This is a genomic window from Thiosulfatihalobacter marinus (assembly GCF_016019955.1).
GTDB classification, from domain to species: Bacteria; Pseudomonadota; Alphaproteobacteria; order Rhodobacterales; family Rhodobacteraceae; genus Shimia; species Shimia marinus_A.
Genome location: NZ_JAECRZ010000006.1, coordinates 80,972 through 100,294 on the forward strand (window position 1 = coordinate 80,972; position 19,323 = coordinate 100,294).

The window sequence follows — 19,323 nt, forward strand, 5'->3', positions numbered from 1 at the left end:
GCTATTTGCTGACGCGTTTGTTGCGCATTGCGATCAGCTTGAGCCGCAGCGCCTGCAACTGGATGAACCCGGCGGCGTCCTTTTGATCATAGGCGCCGGCATCGTCTTCAAAGGTCACATGCTCTTCGGAATACAGCGAATGATCCGACCAGCGGCCAACGGTGCTGGCCAGCCCCTTGTACAGTTTCACCCGGACCGTCCCGGTCACGTGTTTCTGGCTCAGGTCGATCGCCGCCTGCAACATCTCGCGTTCGGGGCTGTACCAGAAGCCATTATAGATCAGCTCGGCATATTGCGGCATCAGCTGATCCTTCAGGTGCATGGCGCCGCGATCCATGGTGATCGATTCGATGCCGCGATGCGCCTCCAGCAGGATCGTGCCGCCCGGCGTTTCATAGATACCGCGCGATTTCATGCCCACAAAGCGCCCCTCGACCAGATCAAGCCGGCCGATGCCGTGTTTGCGGCCATAGTCGTTCAGTTCGGTCAGGAGCGTTGCCGGGCTCATCGCCGCACCGTTGATGCTGACCGGATCGCCCTTTTCAAAGCCGATCTCGATATATTCTGGCGTATCCGGCGCGTCCTCGGGATGCACTGTGCGCTGGAACACATAGTCGGGCGCCTGCACCGCCGGGTCTTCCAGCACCTTGCCTTCGGATGACGTGTGCAGCAGGTTCGCGTCCACCGAAAACGGTGCTTCGCCGCGTTTGTCCTTGGCAACCGGGATCTGGTTCTGCTCGGCAAATTCCAACAGCCGCGTGCGGCTGGTCAGATCCCATTCCCGCCAGGGCGCGATCACCTTGATATCCGGGTTCAGCGCATAGGCCGCCAGTTCGAAACGCACCTGATCGTTGCCCTTGCCGGTGGCGCCATGGGCCACCGCGTCGGCACCGGTTTCCTCGGCAATCTCGATCAGGCGTTTGGAAATCAGCGGGCGCGCGATCGATGTGCCCAGCAGGTAAAGCCCTTCATACTGGGCATTGGCGCGGAACATCGGAAAGACGAAATCGCGCACGAATTCCTCGCGGATGTCCTCGATATAGATGTTCTCGGGTTTGATCCCCAGCAATTCGGCCTTCTTGCGAGCCGGGTCCAGTTCTTCTCCCTGGCCAAGATCGGCGGTAAAGGTCACAACCTCGCAGCCATATTCGGTCTGCAACCATTTCAGGATGATCGAGGTATCAAGCCCCCCGGAATAGGCCAGCACAACTTTCTTGGGCGCAGACATGTCGTTATCCCTTTTTTGTATCGCTGCGGCGATACCGGGTTTTGGGACGCAGGGCAAGGCATCGTCAGGCGGCAGCCAGGTGTTTCTGGAAATCGGCCTTGGAGTCAAAGAATGACTGGATCACGCGCGCCAGATCCACGGTATCTGCCTTGCCGCTGGCGGCGGCCACCTCGCCGGCCTGACACAGCATCGAAAACGCATGAAACCCCAGGTTCAGCGCGCTGCCCTTCAGGAAATGCAGATCAGCCTCCAGCATGGCCAGATCCGGCGCTGTCTGCAACCGCGCGATCACTTCCTCGACCTCGTCCAGGAACAGTTCGACAACCTCGCCGAAATCCTCTGGTCCGATTTCGTCGCGCAGCTCTTCCACACGGTCCCAATTGATCATGTCTCTCTCCTCGCCTGGGCGGATCATGACACGATGATGCTTAACAAAACCTCGCTATGGCACATTTGAATGAACTCAATTTTAGGTTTGAGGGGCTGTTAACGGCCACGCCCGTAGCACTTTGTGACTTACTTCAATGACGCGAAAGGTACGTCTTGCATTTCCCGACGCCACCGGGCCTTCGCCCGGACCAGGATGAGGATGCCGAACAGGGCGCGATCCGGCGGGTTCTGCTGGTCGACGATTCCCGCGTGCAGCGCCGTATCCTCAGCGTCTCGCTGAAACGCGACGGGTATGACGTGATCGAGGCCTGCTCGGGCCAGGAAGCGCTGGAGCTGTGCCGCGAAAAGCGCCCTGATCTGATCCTTTCGGACTGGGTGATGCCGGGCATGGACGGGCTGGAATTCTGCCGTGAATTCCGGGCCTTGCCGGGGGATGAATACGGCTACTTCATCCTGCTCACGTCCAAGAGCGAAAAGGCCGAGGTGGCGCAGGGCTTTGATTCCGGGGCCGATGATTTCCTGACCAAGCCGGTGAATGCCTATGAACTGCGCGCCCGGATCAGCGCCGGAGAGCGCATTCTGCGCATGCAGCGCGAACTGACCGAAAAGAACCGGGTGATCTCGGACACGCTGGACGAATTGCAGCGGGTCTATGATTCGCTGGACATGGACCTGATCGAGGCCAAGAAGCTGCAACAATCGCTGGTGCCGGACCGGTTCCGCGATTTCGGTTCCGGGGCGGTATCGCTGCTGCTGCAATCCTCGGGCCATGTGGGGGGCGATCTGGTGGGCCATTACCGGATCAGCGACACGCGCGTCGGCCTGTATTCCATCGACGTGTCGGGCCACGGCATCAGCTCGGCCCTGATCACCGCGCGGCTGGCCGGCTATCTCTCCTCGTCCTCGCCCGAACAGAACGTCGCCATGCAGGTGCTGCCGGACGGGTCGCATATCCATCTGGAACCGCGCGAAGTGGTGGCGCGCCTGAACGAGATCACGCTGGGCGAGATGGAAACCGAACATTACTTCACCATGCTTCTGGCCGATGTCGATCTGACAAGCGGGCGCGTGGTGATGGCACAGGCCGGGCACCCCCATCCCCTGATCCAGCGCGCCGACGGCACGATCGAACAGGAAGGCCCCGGCGGCCTGCCCGTGGGTCTGATCCCCGACGCGGAATTCTCTCAGTTCGAGGTGGTGCTGACACCGGGCGACCGGCTGATGATGCTGTCGGACGGTGTCACCGAATGCCCGGACACACAGGGCGGCATGTTGGGCGAAGAGGGGCTGGAACGGCTGGTGGCCGATTTTGTCGGCCACGATCTGGAATCCACGCTTCAGGCGATGGTCTGGCAGCTGGATGAATTCTCGGGCGGGCAGGGGTTCCCCGACGATATCTCGGGTATCCTTTACGAATACCGGGGCTAGCGCAGGAACCGTGCGGCAAAGTGGCGATCCCCGGCATTGCCCAGCATCTGCACTGCCGCCTGCACGGATACCCAATGCGCACTGTGCCCCGGCTCGCTTGGCGGGCCGATCCGGCGGGCTGGCCGCGCCAGATAGATCGTGCACAGCTTTTCCGCCCACATGTCGTATTCCGGCATGAACACAAACCGGCGAAACGCGCCCAGCCGCCGCGGTGCGCCAATGGTCCAGCCGGTTTCCTCGAACACTTCGCGATGCAGCGCCACGACCGGCGATTCGCCCGGATCGATGCCGCCGCCGGGCAGCTGGAACTCGTCATCGGGGGCGGCCTGATAGGTGATCAGCATGTCGGTGCCGCGCAGCAAGACGGCATAGGCGCCGGGCCGCATCCGGTACTTTACCCCTGCCTTGGGTGGCGCTCCAAATCTCGCGATCACTGACCAGCCCCTTTTTGTTGCCCTTGTTCGCCTTATATTGTCGCGGTATGGCAAGGGAAGGCCGATAAGGAAACCCCATGACTTTTGGAACCAAGATCGCCTGGGACGACACCGTGTTGCCGTTCCAGCTGGATAAATCCGACATGCGCGGGCGCGTCGCGCGCCTGGATGGCGTGCTGTCGGGCGTGCTCAGGCAACATGCCTATCCCGAAAAGGTCGAGGCGCTGGTGGCCGAAATGGCCCTGCTGACCGCGCTGATCGGACAAACCATCAAGCTGCGCTGGAAGCTGTCGTTGCAGGTGCAGACCAACGGCCCGGTGCGCATGATCGCTACCGATTATTATGGCCCGACGGACGCGGGTGAACCGGCCCGCATCCGCGCCTATGCCAGCTTTGACGCCGACCGCCTGACCGATGGCGCGCCGTTCGACCAGCTTGGCCAGGGCTATTTCGCGGTGCTGATCGATCAGGGCAACGGCACGAAACCCTATCAGGGGATTTCCGGCCTGACCGGCGGTTCGCTCAAGGCGTCGGCCGAAGCGTATTTTGCCCAGTCCGAACAGCTGGCCACCCGGTTTTCGCTGCGCTTTGGCAAGTCCAGCGCGCCCGGCGTGCCCGAACACTGGCGCGCGGGCGGCATCATGCTGCAACACATGCCCAAAGCGTCGCCCCATGTCACCGGCGAGGGCGGCAGCGGCGAGGGTGGCATCCTGCTGGCGCAGGACGTGCTGGACGGGGACGACGCCGAGAACTGGAACCGCGTCAATATCCTGCTCGATTCCGTCGAGGATCTGGAAATGATCGGCCCGTCGGTGGCGCCAACAGACCTGTTGATCCGCCTCTTCCACGAGGAACAACCGCGCGTCTATGACACACAGCCGGTGCGCTTTGGCTGCACCTGTTCCGAAGACCGCGTGCGCCAAAGCCTGTCGATCTACTCGGCCAAGGACATCTCAAGGATGACAACGCCCGAGGGCCGCGTGACGGCCGATTGCCAGTTCTGCGGGGCGCATTACGATCTTGATCCCGGCACCGTTGGCAAGGACGCCCAAGAGGTCAGGGGTGACTGATCCGCTGGCCCCTCTGTTGCACGCGCTGACGCTGGACAGCGCCGCCTCGTCGGATTTCGATCTGAACCCCGACGTGGTGCTGCCCCAGGGGCGCAGGCTGCGCCCGGCCGGCGTGCTGGTGCCGGTGGAGCTGCGGGCCGGCGTTCCCCACCTGATCCTGACCAAGCGCGCCTCGCACCTCAAACACCACCCTGGACAGATCGCGTTCCCCGGCGGCAAACAGGACGAAGGCGACGCGGACGTGACCGCCGCCGCCCTGCGCGAGGCGCATGAGGAGATCGGCCTGCCGCCCGCGAATGTCCGGGTGCTGGGCACCCTGCCCACGCATGAAACCGTCACCAGCTTCACCGTCACCCCGGTTCTGGGCCACATTCATGCGCCCTTTGACGTGATCCCCGAACCCGGCGAAGTGGACGAAGTGTTTTCGGTTCCTCTGGCGCATGTCACCGACCCGGCGCGCTTTTCCGTACAATCGCGGCGCTGGCAGGGCGCGCGGCGCCACTATTTCACCGTCCCTTTCGGCCCGTATTATATCTGGGGCGCCACCGCCCGCATCCTGCGGGGTCTGGCCGAAAGGATGGCCCGGATATGAAGATCACCGGCGACTGGATAAACGCGCCCGCCACGCAATCCGTGTGCCGGATGCTGACCGGGGCCGGGCACCAGGCGCTGTTCGTGGGTGGCTGTGTGCGCAACGCGCTGTTCGACGTGCCGGTCAACGATATCGACCTGGCCACCGATGCCGTGCCCGCCCGCGTTCTGGAACTGGCTCAGGCCGCCGGGCTTAACGCGGTGCCCACGGGCATCGATCATGGCACCGTCACCGTGATCGCGGATCATGTCCCGCACGAGATCACCACCTTCCGCAAGGATGTGGAAACCGATGGCCGGCGCGCCGTTGTCGCCTTTTCCACCGATGTTTCCGACGATGCGCACCGGCGCGATTTCACCATGAACGCGCTTTATGCGCGCCCGGATGGCGAAGTTGTCGATCCGCTGGGCGGCATGGTCGATCTGATCAATCGCCGGGTGCGTTTCATCGACGATGCCGATCTGCGCATCCGCGAAGACTACCTGCGCATCCTGCGGTATTTCCGTTTTCACGCGTGGTATGGCGATGCCGAGGCCGGGATGGATGCCCAGGCACTGGCCGCGATTGCCGCCAATATCGACGGTCTTGGCGGCCTGTCGCGCGAACGGATCGGCCACGAAATGCGCCGCTTGCTGGGTGCGCCCGATCCCGCCCCCGCCGTCGCCGCCATGCGCAGCACCGGCGCGCTGGGCGCGGTGCTGCCGGGCACCGATGACCGCGCGCTTGCCCTGCTGGTACATCTCGAACCGGAGTTGTGCCTTGACCCGGATCCGATCCGCCGCCTTGCCACGCTGGGCGGCGACGGGTTGACCGCCCGCCTGCGCCTGTCCCGCAAGGAAGCCCGGCACCTGGCCGAACTGCGCGCCGCCGCCGCCAACACCGACAGCGCCGCCGCGCTGGGCTATCGATTGGGTGTCCATCCGGCGCTTTCGGCACTGGCTCTGCGCAGCGCGCTGCTGGAAACGCCCCTGCCGCCCGATGCCGCCGCCCAGGTTCACATTGGGGCGCGTGCCGTCTTTCCCCTCACACCTGCGGATCTGATGCCGGATCATACCGGGCCAGCCCTTGGCGTCGCCCTGAAACGGCTCGAATCCGATTGGGTTGCGTCCGGCTTTACGCTGTCACGCGACGATCTTCTGTCCCGTCGCCGTTAATCCGCGAACAGGAATTCCGTCGACGCGATCCTGGCCGCTGCATCTTCGGGTACCATCAGGAAATCCATCAGCGCCGGCACATGCGCGGCCAGCCCGTCACCTTCGCGCATCCGGCTGACATTGGCAAAACCCGCGTCAAGAATGCGGTCACTTTCATTCAGGATGTCGCGCCGGATGGTCGGCAACAGCCGCTCCAGCGTTTCACGCGGCGTCTGTTCGCCCGCCAGACCGATCCGCGTGGCGTGCCCGATCAGGTAGTCATCCGAGAACTGGCACTGAATCTCCAGCATCCGCGTGATCGACCGATCGCCAAAGAAATCCTGCATCAGGTCCATCGCGGACGGATCCAGGCAGATCACCAGCCGGTTGGTGTCGTAATAATCAAACAGCATCTGCATCAGCGCCCGGCGGTGGCGCGTGCGTTTTTCCAGTGTCGCCTGAATGCCGCCCAGATCGGGCAGGGGCGTGCCTTCTTCGTTGAACAGATACGCAATCGCCGGAAATTCGGTTTCCTGCCGGATCTTGTCCAGCAGGCGCTTGGCCACGTGCCACTTCTTGCAGACCAGGATCATCAGTTCGCGATCCCGCCCCAGGGTTGATTCCGTTTCCCAGAACCGGCTGGCAAAGCGTTTGCCCTCGCGCCCGCGGCTGGTGAGAAACCTGAACAGGCTTGGTCCCTCGGCAGAAATCTGAAAATCCACACCGGTCTCGGCATAAAGCTTACCCAGACGTTCCTTCAGCTTCACCGCCCCGGGGCTGATCTTGCGCGCGAACAGATAGTCCTGGCTCAGCAACATGTCATAGTGATCGTTGTAAAACGTCAGCGGCATCCCGTAATCGGTGAACATCAGGAAGGTCAGCGTGCGGGTGCGGATCTGCTCTGCCGGGACCAGATGGCGGACAATTGTCTGGAAAAATGTTTCATCAGGAATCCAGGTGGTGCGAAAGAACCGCATCACGTCGCGCCGGGTATGCGTGAAATGCAGCACCGCCTCGATGGTCTGACGGCGCAGACACCACCACTGGCTGCCGATCATGATCTGAAGATCGCCGGGAATCCGGCGCGTCATCCCCAGCCACCGCTGCATGTTGAACGCCGCATAAAACCGCCGTTTCTGAGTGCGTTCGTTGAAGTAATGGCGATAAATCAGCCGCTCGCCCTTCATGCCGGTCTTGATCCAGTCGCTTTCGAAGAAATCGAAGCTCTCGATGAAATCGCCATCGTTGTCATCCAGGAAATCATGGATGTACTCGGACGATTTGATCACCATGCAATCGCCCGACACCATGTAGAAATGCGTCGCGCGCGGGAACTTCTCTACCGCGGAGTCAACCGCATACAGCGTCGCCTGCACCAGCGACCATTCCCCCCAGCCGCATTTGATCCGCTTTCGCGCAAACGCGACATTGGGATTATCGGCCAGCGCCTCCTGGATCATGCGGAAATGCTCTGCCTTGGCGCTGGCGTCGAAATGAATCGAGATGTAATCGCCGGTGGCTGTCAGGCGCTCGGCCTGCATGATGATCGCCTCGGGATCCTTGTGGCACAGCAGAATATACGCAATTCTTGCCATTCCAGAAACTCAGACCCCGTTTATCCGTTGATTGTTTACCCATTTAATGGTGAACACGCGTTGAATAAACAGACATTATTTGCTTTTTTCACAGAACACGGCAGGACCGGCACCCGCCGGCCACATGCCAACGGAGGCAAAATATGGGCTTTCCCGGAACCTGGATGACCGAAAGCGAAAGCGTCGTCTATCGCGTCGTCCCCAAATGCGCCTGTTCGACCATCGGACAGATCATGTATTATTCCGATCATGGCGAATTTTTCGATGGCGACATTCATGATGCCACCGGGGGTATGCATAAATGGGCCATCGAGGACAGCCAGCAGCTGATCACCGACAACGTGCGCGGGCACAAATCCTATGCGTTCACCTGCGTGCGCAACCCCTATACCCGCATCCTGTCGTCCTTTTTTGACAAGATCTGCGGCATCCAGCGCAACGGCAAACGCTATCGCGGCAATCTGGTGCCGATGCTGATCCAGAAATACGGGATCGAAGTGGGCGGCGAGGACGGCAAGCAGGAATTCGATCAGGTCGCCAGCTTTCGCCGGTTCCTCTTGTTCACACGCGACACGATCCGCTGGCGCCGCCCGATGGACCCGGATATCCACTGGTCTGCCATGTCCGGACATATCTCCACCTTCATCGTGAACGGCGGCCAATACGACAAGATTTTCTGGACCGAGGCGTTCAACGACGGGATGCAGCAGGTGCTGGATGCCGTTCAAACCCCGCATCCTGTCGATCTGGCGGCGATCCCGCGATTCAACGAATCCGAAGGCCACGGCCCCAAGCGCGCGCATCCGGTCGAAGATTATTTCGACGACCTGTCGATGCACCTTGTCTATGAGATCTACAAAAAGGATTTCCAGCTGTTCAAATACGATTTCGAAAATCCGGGAAACAAGATGCCCATCGGCGAAATCGACCTGGACGAGGTGCACGCCAAGCTGGGCGATTAAGGCGGCCGGGCTTTCGTCAAAGCCCGCCCAGCGCGGTTTTCAAACTGTTTGTCACCAAACAAAAAAGGGCGGGGATATTCCCCGCCCTTTCGCGTTTCTCTGCCCGGCTTACTGGCGTGCGATGGTTTTCCAACCGCCGCCTTCGACAACCGAAATCACCACGTCATCCACGCCCTGGTGATCTTCGGGGCCGTAGGTCACGTTGGAACCGGTCAACTCGTCCTCGAAATTCAGGCTTTCCATGGCCGCGATAAAGTTTTCCTGCGTCAGGTCGGGGCCCGCCGCTTCCAGCGCACGCACCAGCGTGTCGGCCGCCGAATAGCCCAGCATGGCAAAGCCGCTGGCGGGCTGGTCATACTTGGCCTTGTAGTCGGCGATGAACTTGCCCGGTACCGGCTCTGCGGCCCGCGCATACAGGTCTTCCCAGCCCGACGAGGCATAAAGCCCGTCCGTCACGCCGCCCGGCACCATGGCCACCGGCTCCAGGAAACCCGCCGAGGTGTTCATGAACTTGACATCGGTCCAGCCCAGCTTCTTGGCGGTACCGACCACGGTGATGCCCTGACGCACGCCCAGCGCCATGGTAACAATGTCACATCCGCCCGCTTTCAGCTTGGTCAGCGAGCCGACAAAATCAAGCTCGTCCGGCTTGTGCGTGGTTTCCCCACCCAGCGTCAGGCCCAAAGCGGCGGTCACGTCCTTGGTTGATTCGGCGATTTCCTTGCCGAAATCGGACGGGATATACATCGTGCAGATTTCCTTGGCGTCAAACTCTGCCGCCAGGTATTTCACACCCACCTGCACCTGATCCCAATAGCTGGAGAACCCGACAAACTTGTTGTCGATCGGCTCTTGCAGCATTTGCTGCGCCGCCGATAGCGGGCCGATATTCGGAATGCCCTTGGGATCCAGCAACTTGAAGCCCGCGATATTCATCGGCGTGCCCAGCGACAGGAGCATGGCGAACACCTTGTCCTTGTTCAGCAGCTTGTTATAGCCCTGCATCGCGCGCGGGATCTGATAGCCGTTATCCTCGACCACGAACCGGATCTTGCGGCCATGCACCCCCCCGGCGGCGTTGACCTCGTCAAATTTCATGTTGGCGCCGTTCACCGCCGGCACGCCCACGGCGGCAAAGATGCCGCTCAGGTCATTGACCGAGCCGATAATCACTTCGTCATCGCTTACGCCCTGTGTCTGGGCCAGGCCCTGCGACGCCAGCGCAACCGCGCCCGCCGCAAATGCGGTCATCAGTTTTTTCATGTTTTCCTCCCGTTGGTTACGTGGTCCATCGCCACTTGATTTTCAGTCTAGTACATTTCCTCGATCAGCGCCGCGTGTTTCTTTTCGACAAAGCTGCGCTTCAGCTTCATCGTTGCGGTCAGTTCCTCGTCTTCCGCCGTCAACAGCACGTTGATCAGCCGGAAATCCTTGATCTGCTCGACGCGGGCAAAATCGTTGTTGACCGCCTCCACCTCCTTGCGGATCAGGTCCACCACCTCCTGTGCCGCGCAAAGCGAGGCAAAATCGGAAAACGGCACCTTGCGGTCCTGCGCGAATTTCTCGACATTTTCCTGATCGATCATGATCAGACAGGTCAGGTATTTGCGCGCGTCGCCGATCACCACCGCATCCGAAACATAGTGGCTGAATTTCAACCGGCTCTCGATTTCGGCCGGGGTGATGTTCTTGCCCCCGGCGGTGATGATGATGTCCTTCAGCCGCCCGGTGATGGTCAGGAACCCGTCCTCGTCCAGCTTGCCCACATCCCCCGTACGCAGCCAGCCATCTTCGGTGAATGTCTCGGCGGTCTTTTCGTTGTTGCGCCAGTAGCCCTGGAAATTGTTCAGCCCATGGGTCTGGATTTCCCCGTCCCCGGCAATCCGCACCCGGAACCCCGGCACCGCCTTGCCCACCGTGCCCAGCTTGTTGTCGTCAGGCAGGTTGATCGAGGCGATCCCGGTATTCTCGGTCATGCCGTAGCCTTCCAGCAACTGCACGCCAATGGCCCAGTACCAGCGGATCAGCTCGGGCGAGATCGGCGCCGCGCCTGTGCCGCCCCGGCGCATCCGGTCCATGCCCAGCATCCGGCGCAGATTGCGCAGCACCAGGAAATCCCAGACCATGTAATGCAGCGCCACCAGGGGCGGCACGGGTTTTCGCGCCAGCTGGTAATCGGCGCGTTTCAGGCCCGCGCTGACGGCCATCCTGAACGCCAGCCGCCCGATCGGCGTGGCCTCCTGCGCCAGCACCAGAACGCGGGAATAGATTTTCTCCCACACGCGCGGCACGGCGGTGAAATGGCTGGGCGACACCTCTTGCAGGTTGTCAAAAACCGTTTCCGGACTTTCGGCGAAATTCACCACCGATTTGCCCGCCAGCGGATAATAGACCGACACATCCCGCTCCAGGATATGGCACAGCGGCAGAAAGCACAGCTGTTCGTCGCCCGGCAATGTCGGCAGCGCATGGGCCCCCGATACCATGGCCGCGATCACGTTTTCCTGGCTCAGCATCGCGCCCTTGGGCATTCCCGTGGTGCCCGACGTATAGATCAGCAACCCCGTGTCACCGGGTTGCGATTTCTCGATCTCGGCCTCGAAAAACCCGTGGTTTTCCGCCTCGAACGCGCGCCCCGTGTCGTACAGGTCGTCGATGAACACGCATTTCTCGTGGCGCAGATCGTGCAGCCCCTCTTTCTCGAAGATGATGACCTTGAGCACCTGCGGCGCCCGGTCCTCGATCTCCAGAAACTTGTCAAGCTGCTCGTCGTTTTCCACGAACAGGAACCGGCTGTCGCTGTCGCGCAGCAGGTATTCCAGCTGGCTGGCCGAGTCGGTCGTGTAAACCCCCGACGCGATCCCGCCCACGGCCTGAATGCCCATATCGGCATACAGCCATTCCTTGCGGTCCTCGCTGAGGATCGAAACCACCTCGCCGCGTTCCAGCCCCAGCGCCCGCAGGCCCAGCCCGATCCACTTGGCGTGGGTCCAGTAATCCTTCCACGAATAGGCCCGCCAGATGCCCAGATCCTTTTCGCGATGCGCGGTCTCATCGCCCATCTGCACACAGCGTTTTGCAAACAGCTTGGGCACGGTATCGCAGCCGTCCACCAGCGCCGGGCGCTGGCTGGGGTCGGCGGTGACGATCACGCCGTTGATCTCGATCTGGTCGGTATTGTGAATATTCATGCCAATCCCTCCCTCAGCGCCACGTCTTCTTGCGTTTCCAGCGGCGTTCCCCGCGCGCGCCCACTTCCTGGTGGCCCAGGTAGAACGCCTTGATGTCCTCGCTCTCCATCAGCCGGTCGGCGGTGCCGTCCATCACGATGCGCCCGATCTCCATCACATAGCCCATATCGGCCAGGTCCAATGCCACCTTGGCGTTCTGTTCGACCAGCATCATGGTCACGCCCTCGTCGGTGTTCAGGCGTTTGAGGATCGCGAATATCTCCTGCACCAGCAGCGGCGACAGGCCAAGCGACGGCTCGTCCAGAAGCATGATCTTGGGCCGCAGCATCAACCCGCGCCCAATGGCCAGCATCTGTTGCTGCCCGCCCGAAAGCGTGCCCGCCTCCTGGCCGCGCCGTTCCGCCAGGATCGGGAAATACTCGAACACCATCTCCCGGTCCTTCTCGATCTCGGCCTTGTCGCCGCGCGTATAGGCGCCCAGCGACAGGTTCTCGTCCACGGTCAAAAGCGGGAACACCTCGCGCCCCTCGGGCACATGCACGATGCCACGCCGCACAATGGAATGCGGCTCTTTTCCCTGTATCTCCTCGCCCTCGAAAATCACCTGACCCTTTTCCGGATCCATGATCCCCGAGATGGTCTTGAGCAATGTCGACTTGCCCGCGCCATTGGCGCCCAGCACGGTCACGACCTGCCCTTTCTCCACCTTCAGGCTGGCGCCCCGGATCGCCATGATCGGCCCGTAAAAACTTTCAAGGTTCTTCACTTCCAGCACGGTCTTGCTCATCACGCGGCCCCCGCACCCAGATAGGCTTCGATCACCGCCGGGTCGCTTTGCACCTCGGCCGGTGTGCCCTCGGCCAGCTTGGCCCCGTCCGCCAGCGCCAGCACCCGGTCCGATACGCCCGACACCAGCCCCATGTCATGTTCCACCATCAGCACGGTGATCCCCATCTGCTTGCGGATATCGTCAATCCACCAGCGCATGTCCTGGGTCTCCTCGACCGACAGGCCCGAGGCCGGTTCGTCCAGCAGCAACAGGCGCGGCCCGGTGGCCAGCGCCCGGCCCACCTCGACCACCTTGCGCACCCCATAGGGCAGCCCGGCAATCATCTTGTTGCGATAGGGTTGCAGGTCCAGGAAATCGATCACCTCTTCCACCGCCTCGCGATGGCGCTTTTCCTCGCGCCGCACGCGCGGGGTGAACAGCATCTCCTCCACCAGCGTGGTGCGCCGGTGGCGATGCCGCCCGACCAGCAGATTCTGCAACACGGTCGCGTGTTCGAACAGCTCGATATTCTGGAACGTGCGGGCAATGCCCAGATCGGCCACCTCGTCGGCCTTGCGGTCCAACAGGTTGTTGCCGTCAAAGGTGATCGCCCCGGAAAACGGATCGTAAAACCGCGAGATCAGGTTGAACACGGTCGATTTGCCCGCCCCGTTCGGCCCGACAATCGCATACACCTCGCCTTCCTCGACGGTAAAGCTCAGATCGTTCACCGCCACGACACCACCGAATTTCAGCGTTGCGTTCCTGATGTCCAACAAGGCGCTCATCTCAACCGCTCCGTCTTCAGATAGCTCTTCTGCCGCTTGAACATGTCCTTGCGGGCAAACGGGAACAGCTCGAACCAGATGCGGATCTTCATCCAGCGGCCATAGATGCCCATCGGTTCGAACATGATGAACAGGATCAGGATCAGCCCGAACACCCCGGTTTCCAGCCCCGGAATGGCCACGCTGCCGCCGCCGATCGAATCCTTTGCAATCGACAGCGCCTGCGGCAGGAACGCCACCACCACCGCGCCAAAGAACGCGCCATGGATCGAGCCAAGCCCGCCGATCACGATCATCATCAACAAGGTGATCGAGATGACGATGGAAAAGGTCTCGTTGTTGAACGCGCCGGCATAAAATCCCATCAGCGCCCCGGCCAGCCCGGTGATGGCGCAGGAAATTCCGAAACTTGCCGCCTTGGTGCGGGCGATATGCACCCCCATCGCCGTGGCGGAAACCTCGCTGTCACGCACCGCCGCCATGGCGCGCCCCAACGGCGCGCGCAGCAGGTTGCGATAGGCCAGCGTACACAGGACCGTCACCGCCAACACCAGCCAGTAGAACCGGTCCGGTGTTGTCCAGCGTTCGATCTCGATGCCGAAAATGGTGATCGTCGGAGCAAACTTGCCCGACACGCCATTGGTGATCGGCTCCAGCAGCACGATCAGGTCATCGGTCAGGATCGACAGGGCAATCGTAGCAATCGCCAGATAGATGCCGTGCATCCGGATCGCCGGTATCGCGATGATCGTGCCCACGATCCCGGTCACGATCCCGGCCAGCGGAAAGGCGATCAGAAAGGGCAGCCCCAGTTCCATAAAGATCACATTGGCATAACAGCCCACCGCCAGGAACGCGGCATGGCCAAGGCTGGCCTGTCCGGTCTGCCCGGTCAACAGCATCAGCCCAAGCCCCGCAATCGCCCAGATCAGCACGTTGGTGACTTCGCCAAGATAGAACTCGTCCATGATCCACGGCAGCGCCACCGCCACCACGATCAGCGCGGCATATACGAAAAAGCTCCACCAATCGGCAAACAGGCGAATGTCATGTTCATAAGAGGTCTTGAAATGAATGCGCATGGGATCAGACCTTCTTGGTGCGGACCTGGCTGAACAGGCCGTGGGGCCGGAACACCAGCACGAACAACAGCAGCGCATAGGGCGCGATCTGGCTGTAGCCCGCGGCCAGATAACGCGCCGCGAACGGCTCGATCACACCCACGATCAGCCCCCCGGCCAGCGCGCCGGGCAGGCTGCCGAAACCACCGATCACCGCCGCCGCGAATGCCTTGATGCCCAGCAATCCCGCGTTCGGATCAATCGCGCCCTTGGACGCGAACAGGATCCCCGCCACCGCCGCCACCGCGCCGGACAGGCCCCAGATCATGCCCTGTACCCGCCGGACCGGAATGCCCATGAAATAGGCCGCCATCTGGTTCTGGCTGGCCGCCTGCATGGCCAGGCCCAGCTTGGTACGCTGGAAAAACTGGTACAGGAACAGGGTCAGCAACACGGTCACGATGATCACCGCCACATCGGCCATGCCCAGCACCACACCGCCAACCCGCAAATCCCCTACGGCCAGCGGACTTTCCAATGTCTGCGGCTCATGCCCCCAGATCGCTCCGGCGATGAAACGGATCACGAAACCCAGCGCGATGGTCAGGATCACAACCGCTGTCTGGCTTTGACCGAACAGGTGCCGCAATACGAAGAAATCCAGCAGATAGCCCAGCACCGCCATGATCGCGATCGCCATCGGTGCCGCCACCCAAAAGGGCAGGTCCATGTATTGGGCGTTGGTCAGGCCCAGCGTGACAAAGGCGCCCAGCATCATGAAATCGCCCTGGGCGAAATTCACCGCTTCGGTCGCCTTGTAGATCAGCACAAAGCCAAGCGCGATCAGGCCGTATACACAGCCATTCGCAAGCCCGCTGACGAGCAGTTGCAAAACTTCCAATCTATCCTCCCCGTGCCGGTTTTTCCGGCCTCCTGCGGTTCAGTCTCTGCGCTGGCCCTGTCTCGCGTCAAGCTTGCAGGCAGGTTTGCGGGCCAACCGCCGTTACGTCACCTGCCCGGTGCCTTACAAACCCCGCTGCCGCAAAAGCCAATCCGTATGATGCCCCGCGTCGCCCAGGAATTCGCTCAATGCCCGGTCACGCTTCATGAACAGGCCCAGGTCCATCTCGTCGGTCATGCCGATGCCGCCATGCATCTGCACCCCCTCCTCGGTCGCCTGCCGCCCCACCAGCGCCGCCCTGGCCTTGGCCGCGCGGCTCAGTGCCTCGCCTTCGTCCGCGCCCTGATCCAGCGCGTTCAGCGCCGCCGCCGCCAGCGAATCCGTCTGTTCAATCGCACAGTACAGATCCGCCGCCCGGTGTTGCAGCGCCTGAAAGCTGCCGATCAGCATACCGAACTGCTTGCGCGTGCGCAGATAATCGAACGTCGCTTCCGCGGCCGCCCGGGCCACCCCAAGCTGCTCGGCCGCCGTCACCGCCCTGCCAGCCGCCAGCGCGGCCGCCAGCACGGCCCTGGCGTTCTCGCGACCGGCGATCAGCGCCGCCCCGTCCAGCCCTACGCCTTCGAATGTCACCAGCGCGGCATTGCGATGATCCAACAGCACCTGCGGCACCACCGTCACCCCCGCCGCCGTGGGATCGACCCAGAACAGCGCCGGTGCGTCGTCCAGCGTCGCCACGACGATCAGCCGGTCCGCACCAACCCCATCCACGACAAAACTCTTGCGCCCGTTCAGCACGAAACCGTCGCCCTCCCGGCGCGCCTCGGTCGCGATCCTGTCGGGGCGATGCTTGGCACCTTCTTCCATCGCCAGCGCCACAACGGCCTCACCCGCCGCCAGTTTCGGCCCCCAGCTTTCCGCCACCGGCCCCCCGGCATGTTTCAGCACACTTGCCCCGATCACCGCCGTGGACAGGAACGGCGCCGCGGTCAGGTTGCGCCCCATCGCCCCGGCGATCAGCCCTGCCGCACGGTGCCCGAAATTCACGCCGCCCAGGTCTTCGGGCAACACGACACCCATCCAGCCCATCCCGGCCATCTGGCCCACAATCGCCCTGTCATAGCCCAGCGGCGCGCCCGAATCCCGCAACGCGCGAAAAGCCGCCACCGGATGATTCTGCGCCAGAAACCCGGCCGCCGCCTCGGCCACCATGGCGTGATCTTCGCTCAGCTTCTCCATGCCTGCCCCCTTATCCCGGCAGTTTCAGAACGGCCTTGGCCAGAATGCCCAGCATCACCTCGGACGTGCCGCCCTCGATGCTGTTGCCCTTCGAGCGCAGCCAGTCCCGTGCCGCCTGTCCGGCATCATTCGCAGGCCCGTCCCACACCAGATCATCGGCCCCGCCCGCCGCCATACGCAGGCTCTGGCGCCGCTTGTTCAGCTCGGTCCCGAGATATTTCAGCTCGGCCGAGCGCGCGCCAAGCTCGTCGCCCCGGCGCAGCAGATCGCGTGCCATGCCCATATGCGCGTCAAACGCCATCTCATCGACGATGAACCGCCCCAGATCGGCGCGCAGCACCGGATCATCCAGCCGCCCCGCGTCGTCCAGCCCGATCGCCGCCACCGCATCGCCCAGAAGGTCGGATTTCGCAAACAGCGCCACATCCGACCCGCCGATCATCTCGCGCTCATGGGTCAGCAGGTATTTGGCGATGGTCCAGCCCTGCCCGCGCTCTCCCACGATCTGGTCCCTGGGCACCTTCACGTTGTCAAAAAAGGTCTCGCAAAACGGCGACGCGCCGGAAATGAGCCTGATCGGCCTGGTCGAAACGCCTTCGCTTTCCATATCGAACAGCAGAAAGGAAATGCCGGTATGTTTGCTTGCCTCGGGTTCCGTGCGCACCAGGCAGAAAATCCAGTCGGCCTTGTCGGCATAAGAGGTCCAGATCTTCTGACCCGACACCTCGAAATGGTCGCCCCTGTCCACGCCTTTGGTTTGCAGGCTGGCCAGGTCCGAACCCGCGCCCGGCTCGGAATATCCCTGACACCAGCGGATTTCGCCGCGCGCGATCTGCGGCAGGTAATGACGTTTTTGTTCCTCGGTTCCAAAGGCCAGCAACGCCGGGCCCAGCATCCAGATGCCAAAGCTCTGCAAGGGCGGGCGGGCGTTGATGCGGCGCATCTCCTCGGCCAGCACTTTCTGCTCCGGCCCCGACAACCCTGCGCCGCCGTAGGGCTCGGGCCAGCCCGGAACCGTCCAGCCACGCGCCGCCATCACCTCCAGCCAGTGTTTTTGCGCGGGCGAGGTGAACGTGAACCTGCGTCCACCCCAACAGATGTCATCCTCGCCCATCGGCGCGCGCATCTCGGCCGGACAGTTCGCCTCCAGCCAATCCCGCGTCGCCGCCCGGAATGTCTCCAGGTCCGACATGATCGTACCCTCCCTGCCGCCCGCATCGCGACAGGCGCGGGCATTGCAGGATCAAGCAAGACATACTACTCAGTATGTTGTCAATCAAACCCCGCACCGCTGACGCTGCGTCAGCGCCACTCAGGGAACCCGTATGCAAGATCTGGTCCATACCCTGCCAAGCACGTCAAAGACCCAGATACTGGACGCCGCAGCGCGGGTGTTCATGCAGCATGGGGTGGATGTGGCCTCGATCGATGACGTGGCGCGCGATCTGGGCGCCACCAAGGGGCGCATCTATCATCACTTCCCGTCCAAGGGCGTGCTGGTGGCCGAAGTCTGTCTGCGCGCCGCCGATTTCACCTATCGCAAGGTCGCCCCGGTGATCGACCCGGCCGCGCCCGCCGATGAAAACCTGCGCGTCATGATCCGCACCCATGTGCCCGAAGTGCTGCGCACGCTGCCCTATCACAAGGTCATCCGGCAGGCCTATACCGGGCTGTATCAGAAATCCACCACCGCCACCGAACGCGCCCTGCACCAGCGCATCCATGACGAACGCGACCGGTACGAAGGGCTGTTCCGCCACCAGATACGGCGCGGTATGGATGGCGGCGCCTTCCGCAACCAGAACCTGACAGTGGCGCTGCATTCGATCCTGCTCTTGGTGAACGCGCCGGTGGTCTGGTACACGCCGCGCGCCGATGAACCTGCCGATTTCGTGGATCGGGTGGCGCATCAGCTGGCCGACATGGCCCTGCGCGCGCTGACGTGATCAGCGCCCCACCTCGGCCCGCAACGCAGCCATCAGCACCGTCACCGAATTCCGGTAGCGGTCGCCGGTCAACTGCCCGTCGGCGTCAAACGCGTTTCGGCCATCCGCCAGCGCCAGCTCGGGCGCCAGCGCCAGGCGCGGACGAAACGGCACCAGACAGGTGCGCAGCATGGTTTGCCCGCGCACACCACCCGCCCGGCCCGACGCCGCGCTCATCACCGCCACCGGCTTGCCTGCCAGCGGCTTGTCGGAATGCCGGCTGATCCAGTCCAGCGCGTTCTTCAATACGCCGCTGATGCCGCCATTGTATTCCGGTGTCGAAATCAGAACCGCATCGGCCCCGGCAATCTGCGCCACAAGTGCGTCCACCGCCTCGGGAAGGCCGTCGCGCTCTTCGTCATCGCCATCATACAGCGGCAGCTTCAGATCGGCTTCGGCATAGTGCGCGGCGCCGTATATCTGCGCCGCCGCACGCAGAAGTTTACGGTTCGAAGATCCGGCACGCAGCGCGCCGGACAGGCCAAGCAGGGAATGGGGCATCGGGGAACCTCGTGTTGCACGTCCCCCAAATCTAATGCGTCAGGCGCGGCACACAA

19 protein-coding genes are annotated in these 19,323 nt (G+C 62.4%); 6 read left to right on the forward strand and 13 right to left on the reverse strand.

Annotated elements, in window-relative coordinates; translation table 11 throughout:
- Position 1: 1 nt before the first annotated feature.
- Together I3253_RS10765 and I3253_RS10770 are read right to left on the reverse strand one after the other, a co-directional pair.
- Complete coding sequence (locus I3253_RS10765; protein ID WP_197917667.1) at positions 2-1,228, reverse strand: argininosuccinate synthase; 1,227 nt, start codon at positions 1,226-1,228, stop codon at positions 2-4.
- Between the two features lie 64 nt (positions 1,229-1,292).
- Positions 1,293-1,616 (reverse strand): Hpt domain-containing protein, encoded by a 324-nt coding sequence (locus tag I3253_RS10770; RefSeq protein ID WP_197917668.1) that lies wholly within the window; start codon positions 1,614-1,616, stop codon positions 1,293-1,295.
- 218 nt (positions 1,617-1,834) lie between these two features.
- On the opposite strand from I3253_RS10770, the gene I3253_RS10775 reads away from it, so the two are divergent.
- Positions 1,835-3,046 (forward strand): PP2C family protein-serine/threonine phosphatase, encoded by a 1,212-nt coding sequence (locus tag I3253_RS10775; protein WP_197917837.1) that lies wholly within the window; start codon positions 1,835-1,837, stop codon positions 3,044-3,046.
- Here the strand turns inward: I3253_RS10775 and I3253_RS10780 are convergent.
- Positions 3,043-3,480 carry an NUDIX hydrolase gene (locus I3253_RS10780; protein ID WP_197917669.1) on the reverse strand — a complete coding sequence of 146 codons (438 nt, stop codon included), beginning with the start codon at positions 3,478-3,480 and terminating at the stop codon, positions 3,043-3,045. The genes I3253_RS10775 and I3253_RS10780 overlap by 4 nt on opposite strands.
- A 77-nt stretch (positions 3,481-3,557) precedes the next feature.
- On the opposite strand from I3253_RS10780, the gene hslO reads away from it, so the two are divergent.
- The 3 genes from hslO to I3253_RS10795 are packed head-to-tail and all read left to right on the forward strand — an operon-like array spanning position 3,558 to position 6,296.
- Positions 3,558-4,550, forward strand: a complete 993-nt coding sequence (gene hslO, locus I3253_RS10785) for an Hsp33 family molecular chaperone HslO (protein WP_197917670.1) — start codon at positions 3,558-3,560, stop codon at positions 4,548-4,550.
- Positions 4,543-5,142 (forward strand): CoA pyrophosphatase, encoded by a 600-nt coding sequence (locus I3253_RS10790; RefSeq protein ID WP_197917671.1) that lies wholly within the window; start codon positions 4,543-4,545, stop codon positions 5,140-5,142. Before hslO ends, I3253_RS10790 begins: the two co-directional genes overlap by 8 nt.
- Complete coding sequence (locus I3253_RS10795) at positions 5,139-6,296, forward strand: CCA tRNA nucleotidyltransferase (RefSeq protein WP_197917672.1); 1,158 nt, start codon at positions 5,139-5,141, stop codon at positions 6,294-6,296. The genes I3253_RS10790 and I3253_RS10795 overlap by 4 nt, the downstream gene beginning before the upstream one ends.
- Here I3253_RS10795 and I3253_RS10800 read toward each other — a convergent pair.
- A complete protein-coding gene (locus I3253_RS10800; RefSeq protein WP_197917673.1) occupies positions 6,293-7,870 on the reverse strand; it encodes a DUF5928 domain-containing protein in 1,578 nt (525 codons plus the stop codon). The genes I3253_RS10795 and I3253_RS10800 overlap by 4 nt on opposite strands.
- A 143-nt stretch (positions 7,871-8,013) precedes the next feature.
- Between I3253_RS10800 and I3253_RS10805 the strand changes: the two genes are divergently transcribed.
- Positions 8,014-8,832 carry a sulfotransferase family protein gene (locus tag I3253_RS10805; RefSeq protein ID WP_197917674.1) on the forward strand — a complete coding sequence of 273 codons (819 nt, stop codon included), beginning with the start codon at positions 8,014-8,016 and terminating at the stop codon, positions 8,830-8,832.
- A 108-nt stretch (positions 8,833-8,940) separates the two neighbouring features.
- Here the strand turns inward: I3253_RS10805 and I3253_RS10810 are convergent, their stop codons facing one another.
- The 8 genes from I3253_RS10810 to I3253_RS10845 all read right to left on the reverse strand — a co-directional run bounded on the left by I3253_RS10810 (position 8,941) and on the right by I3253_RS10845 (position 17,973).
- Positions 8,941-10,095: an ABC transporter substrate-binding protein gene (locus tag I3253_RS10810; RefSeq protein WP_197917675.1), complete on the reverse strand. Its 1,155-nt coding sequence runs from the start codon at positions 10,093-10,095 to the stop codon at positions 8,941-8,943.
- 47 nt (positions 10,096-10,142) lie between these two features.
- Entirely contained in the window at positions 10,143-12,023 is a 1,881-nt protein-coding gene (locus I3253_RS10815; protein WP_197917676.1) for an AMP-dependent synthetase/ligase, read from the reverse strand.
- Positions 12,024-12,036: 13 nt separating this feature from the next.
- Complete coding sequence (locus tag I3253_RS10820) at positions 12,037-12,810, reverse strand: ABC transporter ATP-binding protein (RefSeq protein ID WP_197917677.1); 774 nt, start codon at positions 12,808-12,810, stop codon at positions 12,037-12,039.
- Positions 12,810-13,580, reverse strand: coding sequence for an ABC transporter ATP-binding protein (locus I3253_RS10825; protein ID WP_197917678.1), 771 nt, complete (start codon positions 13,578-13,580; stop codon positions 12,810-12,812). The genes I3253_RS10820 and I3253_RS10825 overlap by 1 nt, the downstream gene beginning before the upstream one ends.
- On the reverse strand, positions 13,577-14,662 hold the full coding sequence (locus I3253_RS10830) for a branched-chain amino acid ABC transporter permease (protein WP_197917679.1): 1,086 nt from the start codon (positions 14,660-14,662) through the stop codon (positions 13,577-13,579). Before I3253_RS10830 ends, I3253_RS10825 begins: the two co-directional genes overlap by 4 nt.
- 4 nt (positions 14,663-14,666) lie before the next feature.
- Entirely contained in the window at positions 14,667-15,542 is an 876-nt protein-coding gene (locus I3253_RS10835) for a branched-chain amino acid ABC transporter permease (protein WP_197917680.1), read from the reverse strand.
- Positions 15,543-15,665: 123 nt separating this feature from the next.
- Positions 15,666-16,781 carry an acyl-CoA dehydrogenase family protein gene (locus tag I3253_RS10840; RefSeq protein ID WP_197917681.1) on the reverse strand — a complete coding sequence of 372 codons (1,116 nt, stop codon included), beginning with the start codon at positions 16,779-16,781 and terminating at the stop codon, positions 15,666-15,668.
- Positions 16,782-16,791: 10 nt separating this feature from the next.
- A complete protein-coding gene (locus tag I3253_RS10845) occupies positions 16,792-17,973 on the reverse strand; it encodes an acyl-CoA dehydrogenase family protein (RefSeq protein ID WP_197917682.1) in 1,182 nt (393 codons plus the stop codon).
- Between the two features lie 133 nt (positions 17,974-18,106).
- Between I3253_RS10845 and I3253_RS10850 the strand changes: the two genes are divergently transcribed.
- Entirely contained in the window at positions 18,107-18,727 is a 621-nt protein-coding gene (locus tag I3253_RS10850; RefSeq protein ID WP_232236974.1) for a TetR/AcrR family transcriptional regulator, read from the forward strand.
- Here the strand turns inward: I3253_RS10850 and I3253_RS10855 are convergent, their stop codons facing one another.
- Positions 18,728-19,267 (reverse strand): NADPH-dependent FMN reductase, encoded by a 540-nt coding sequence (locus I3253_RS10855; protein WP_197917683.1) that lies wholly within the window; start codon positions 19,265-19,267, stop codon positions 18,728-18,730.
- Positions 19,268-19,323 lie beyond the last annotated feature (56 nt).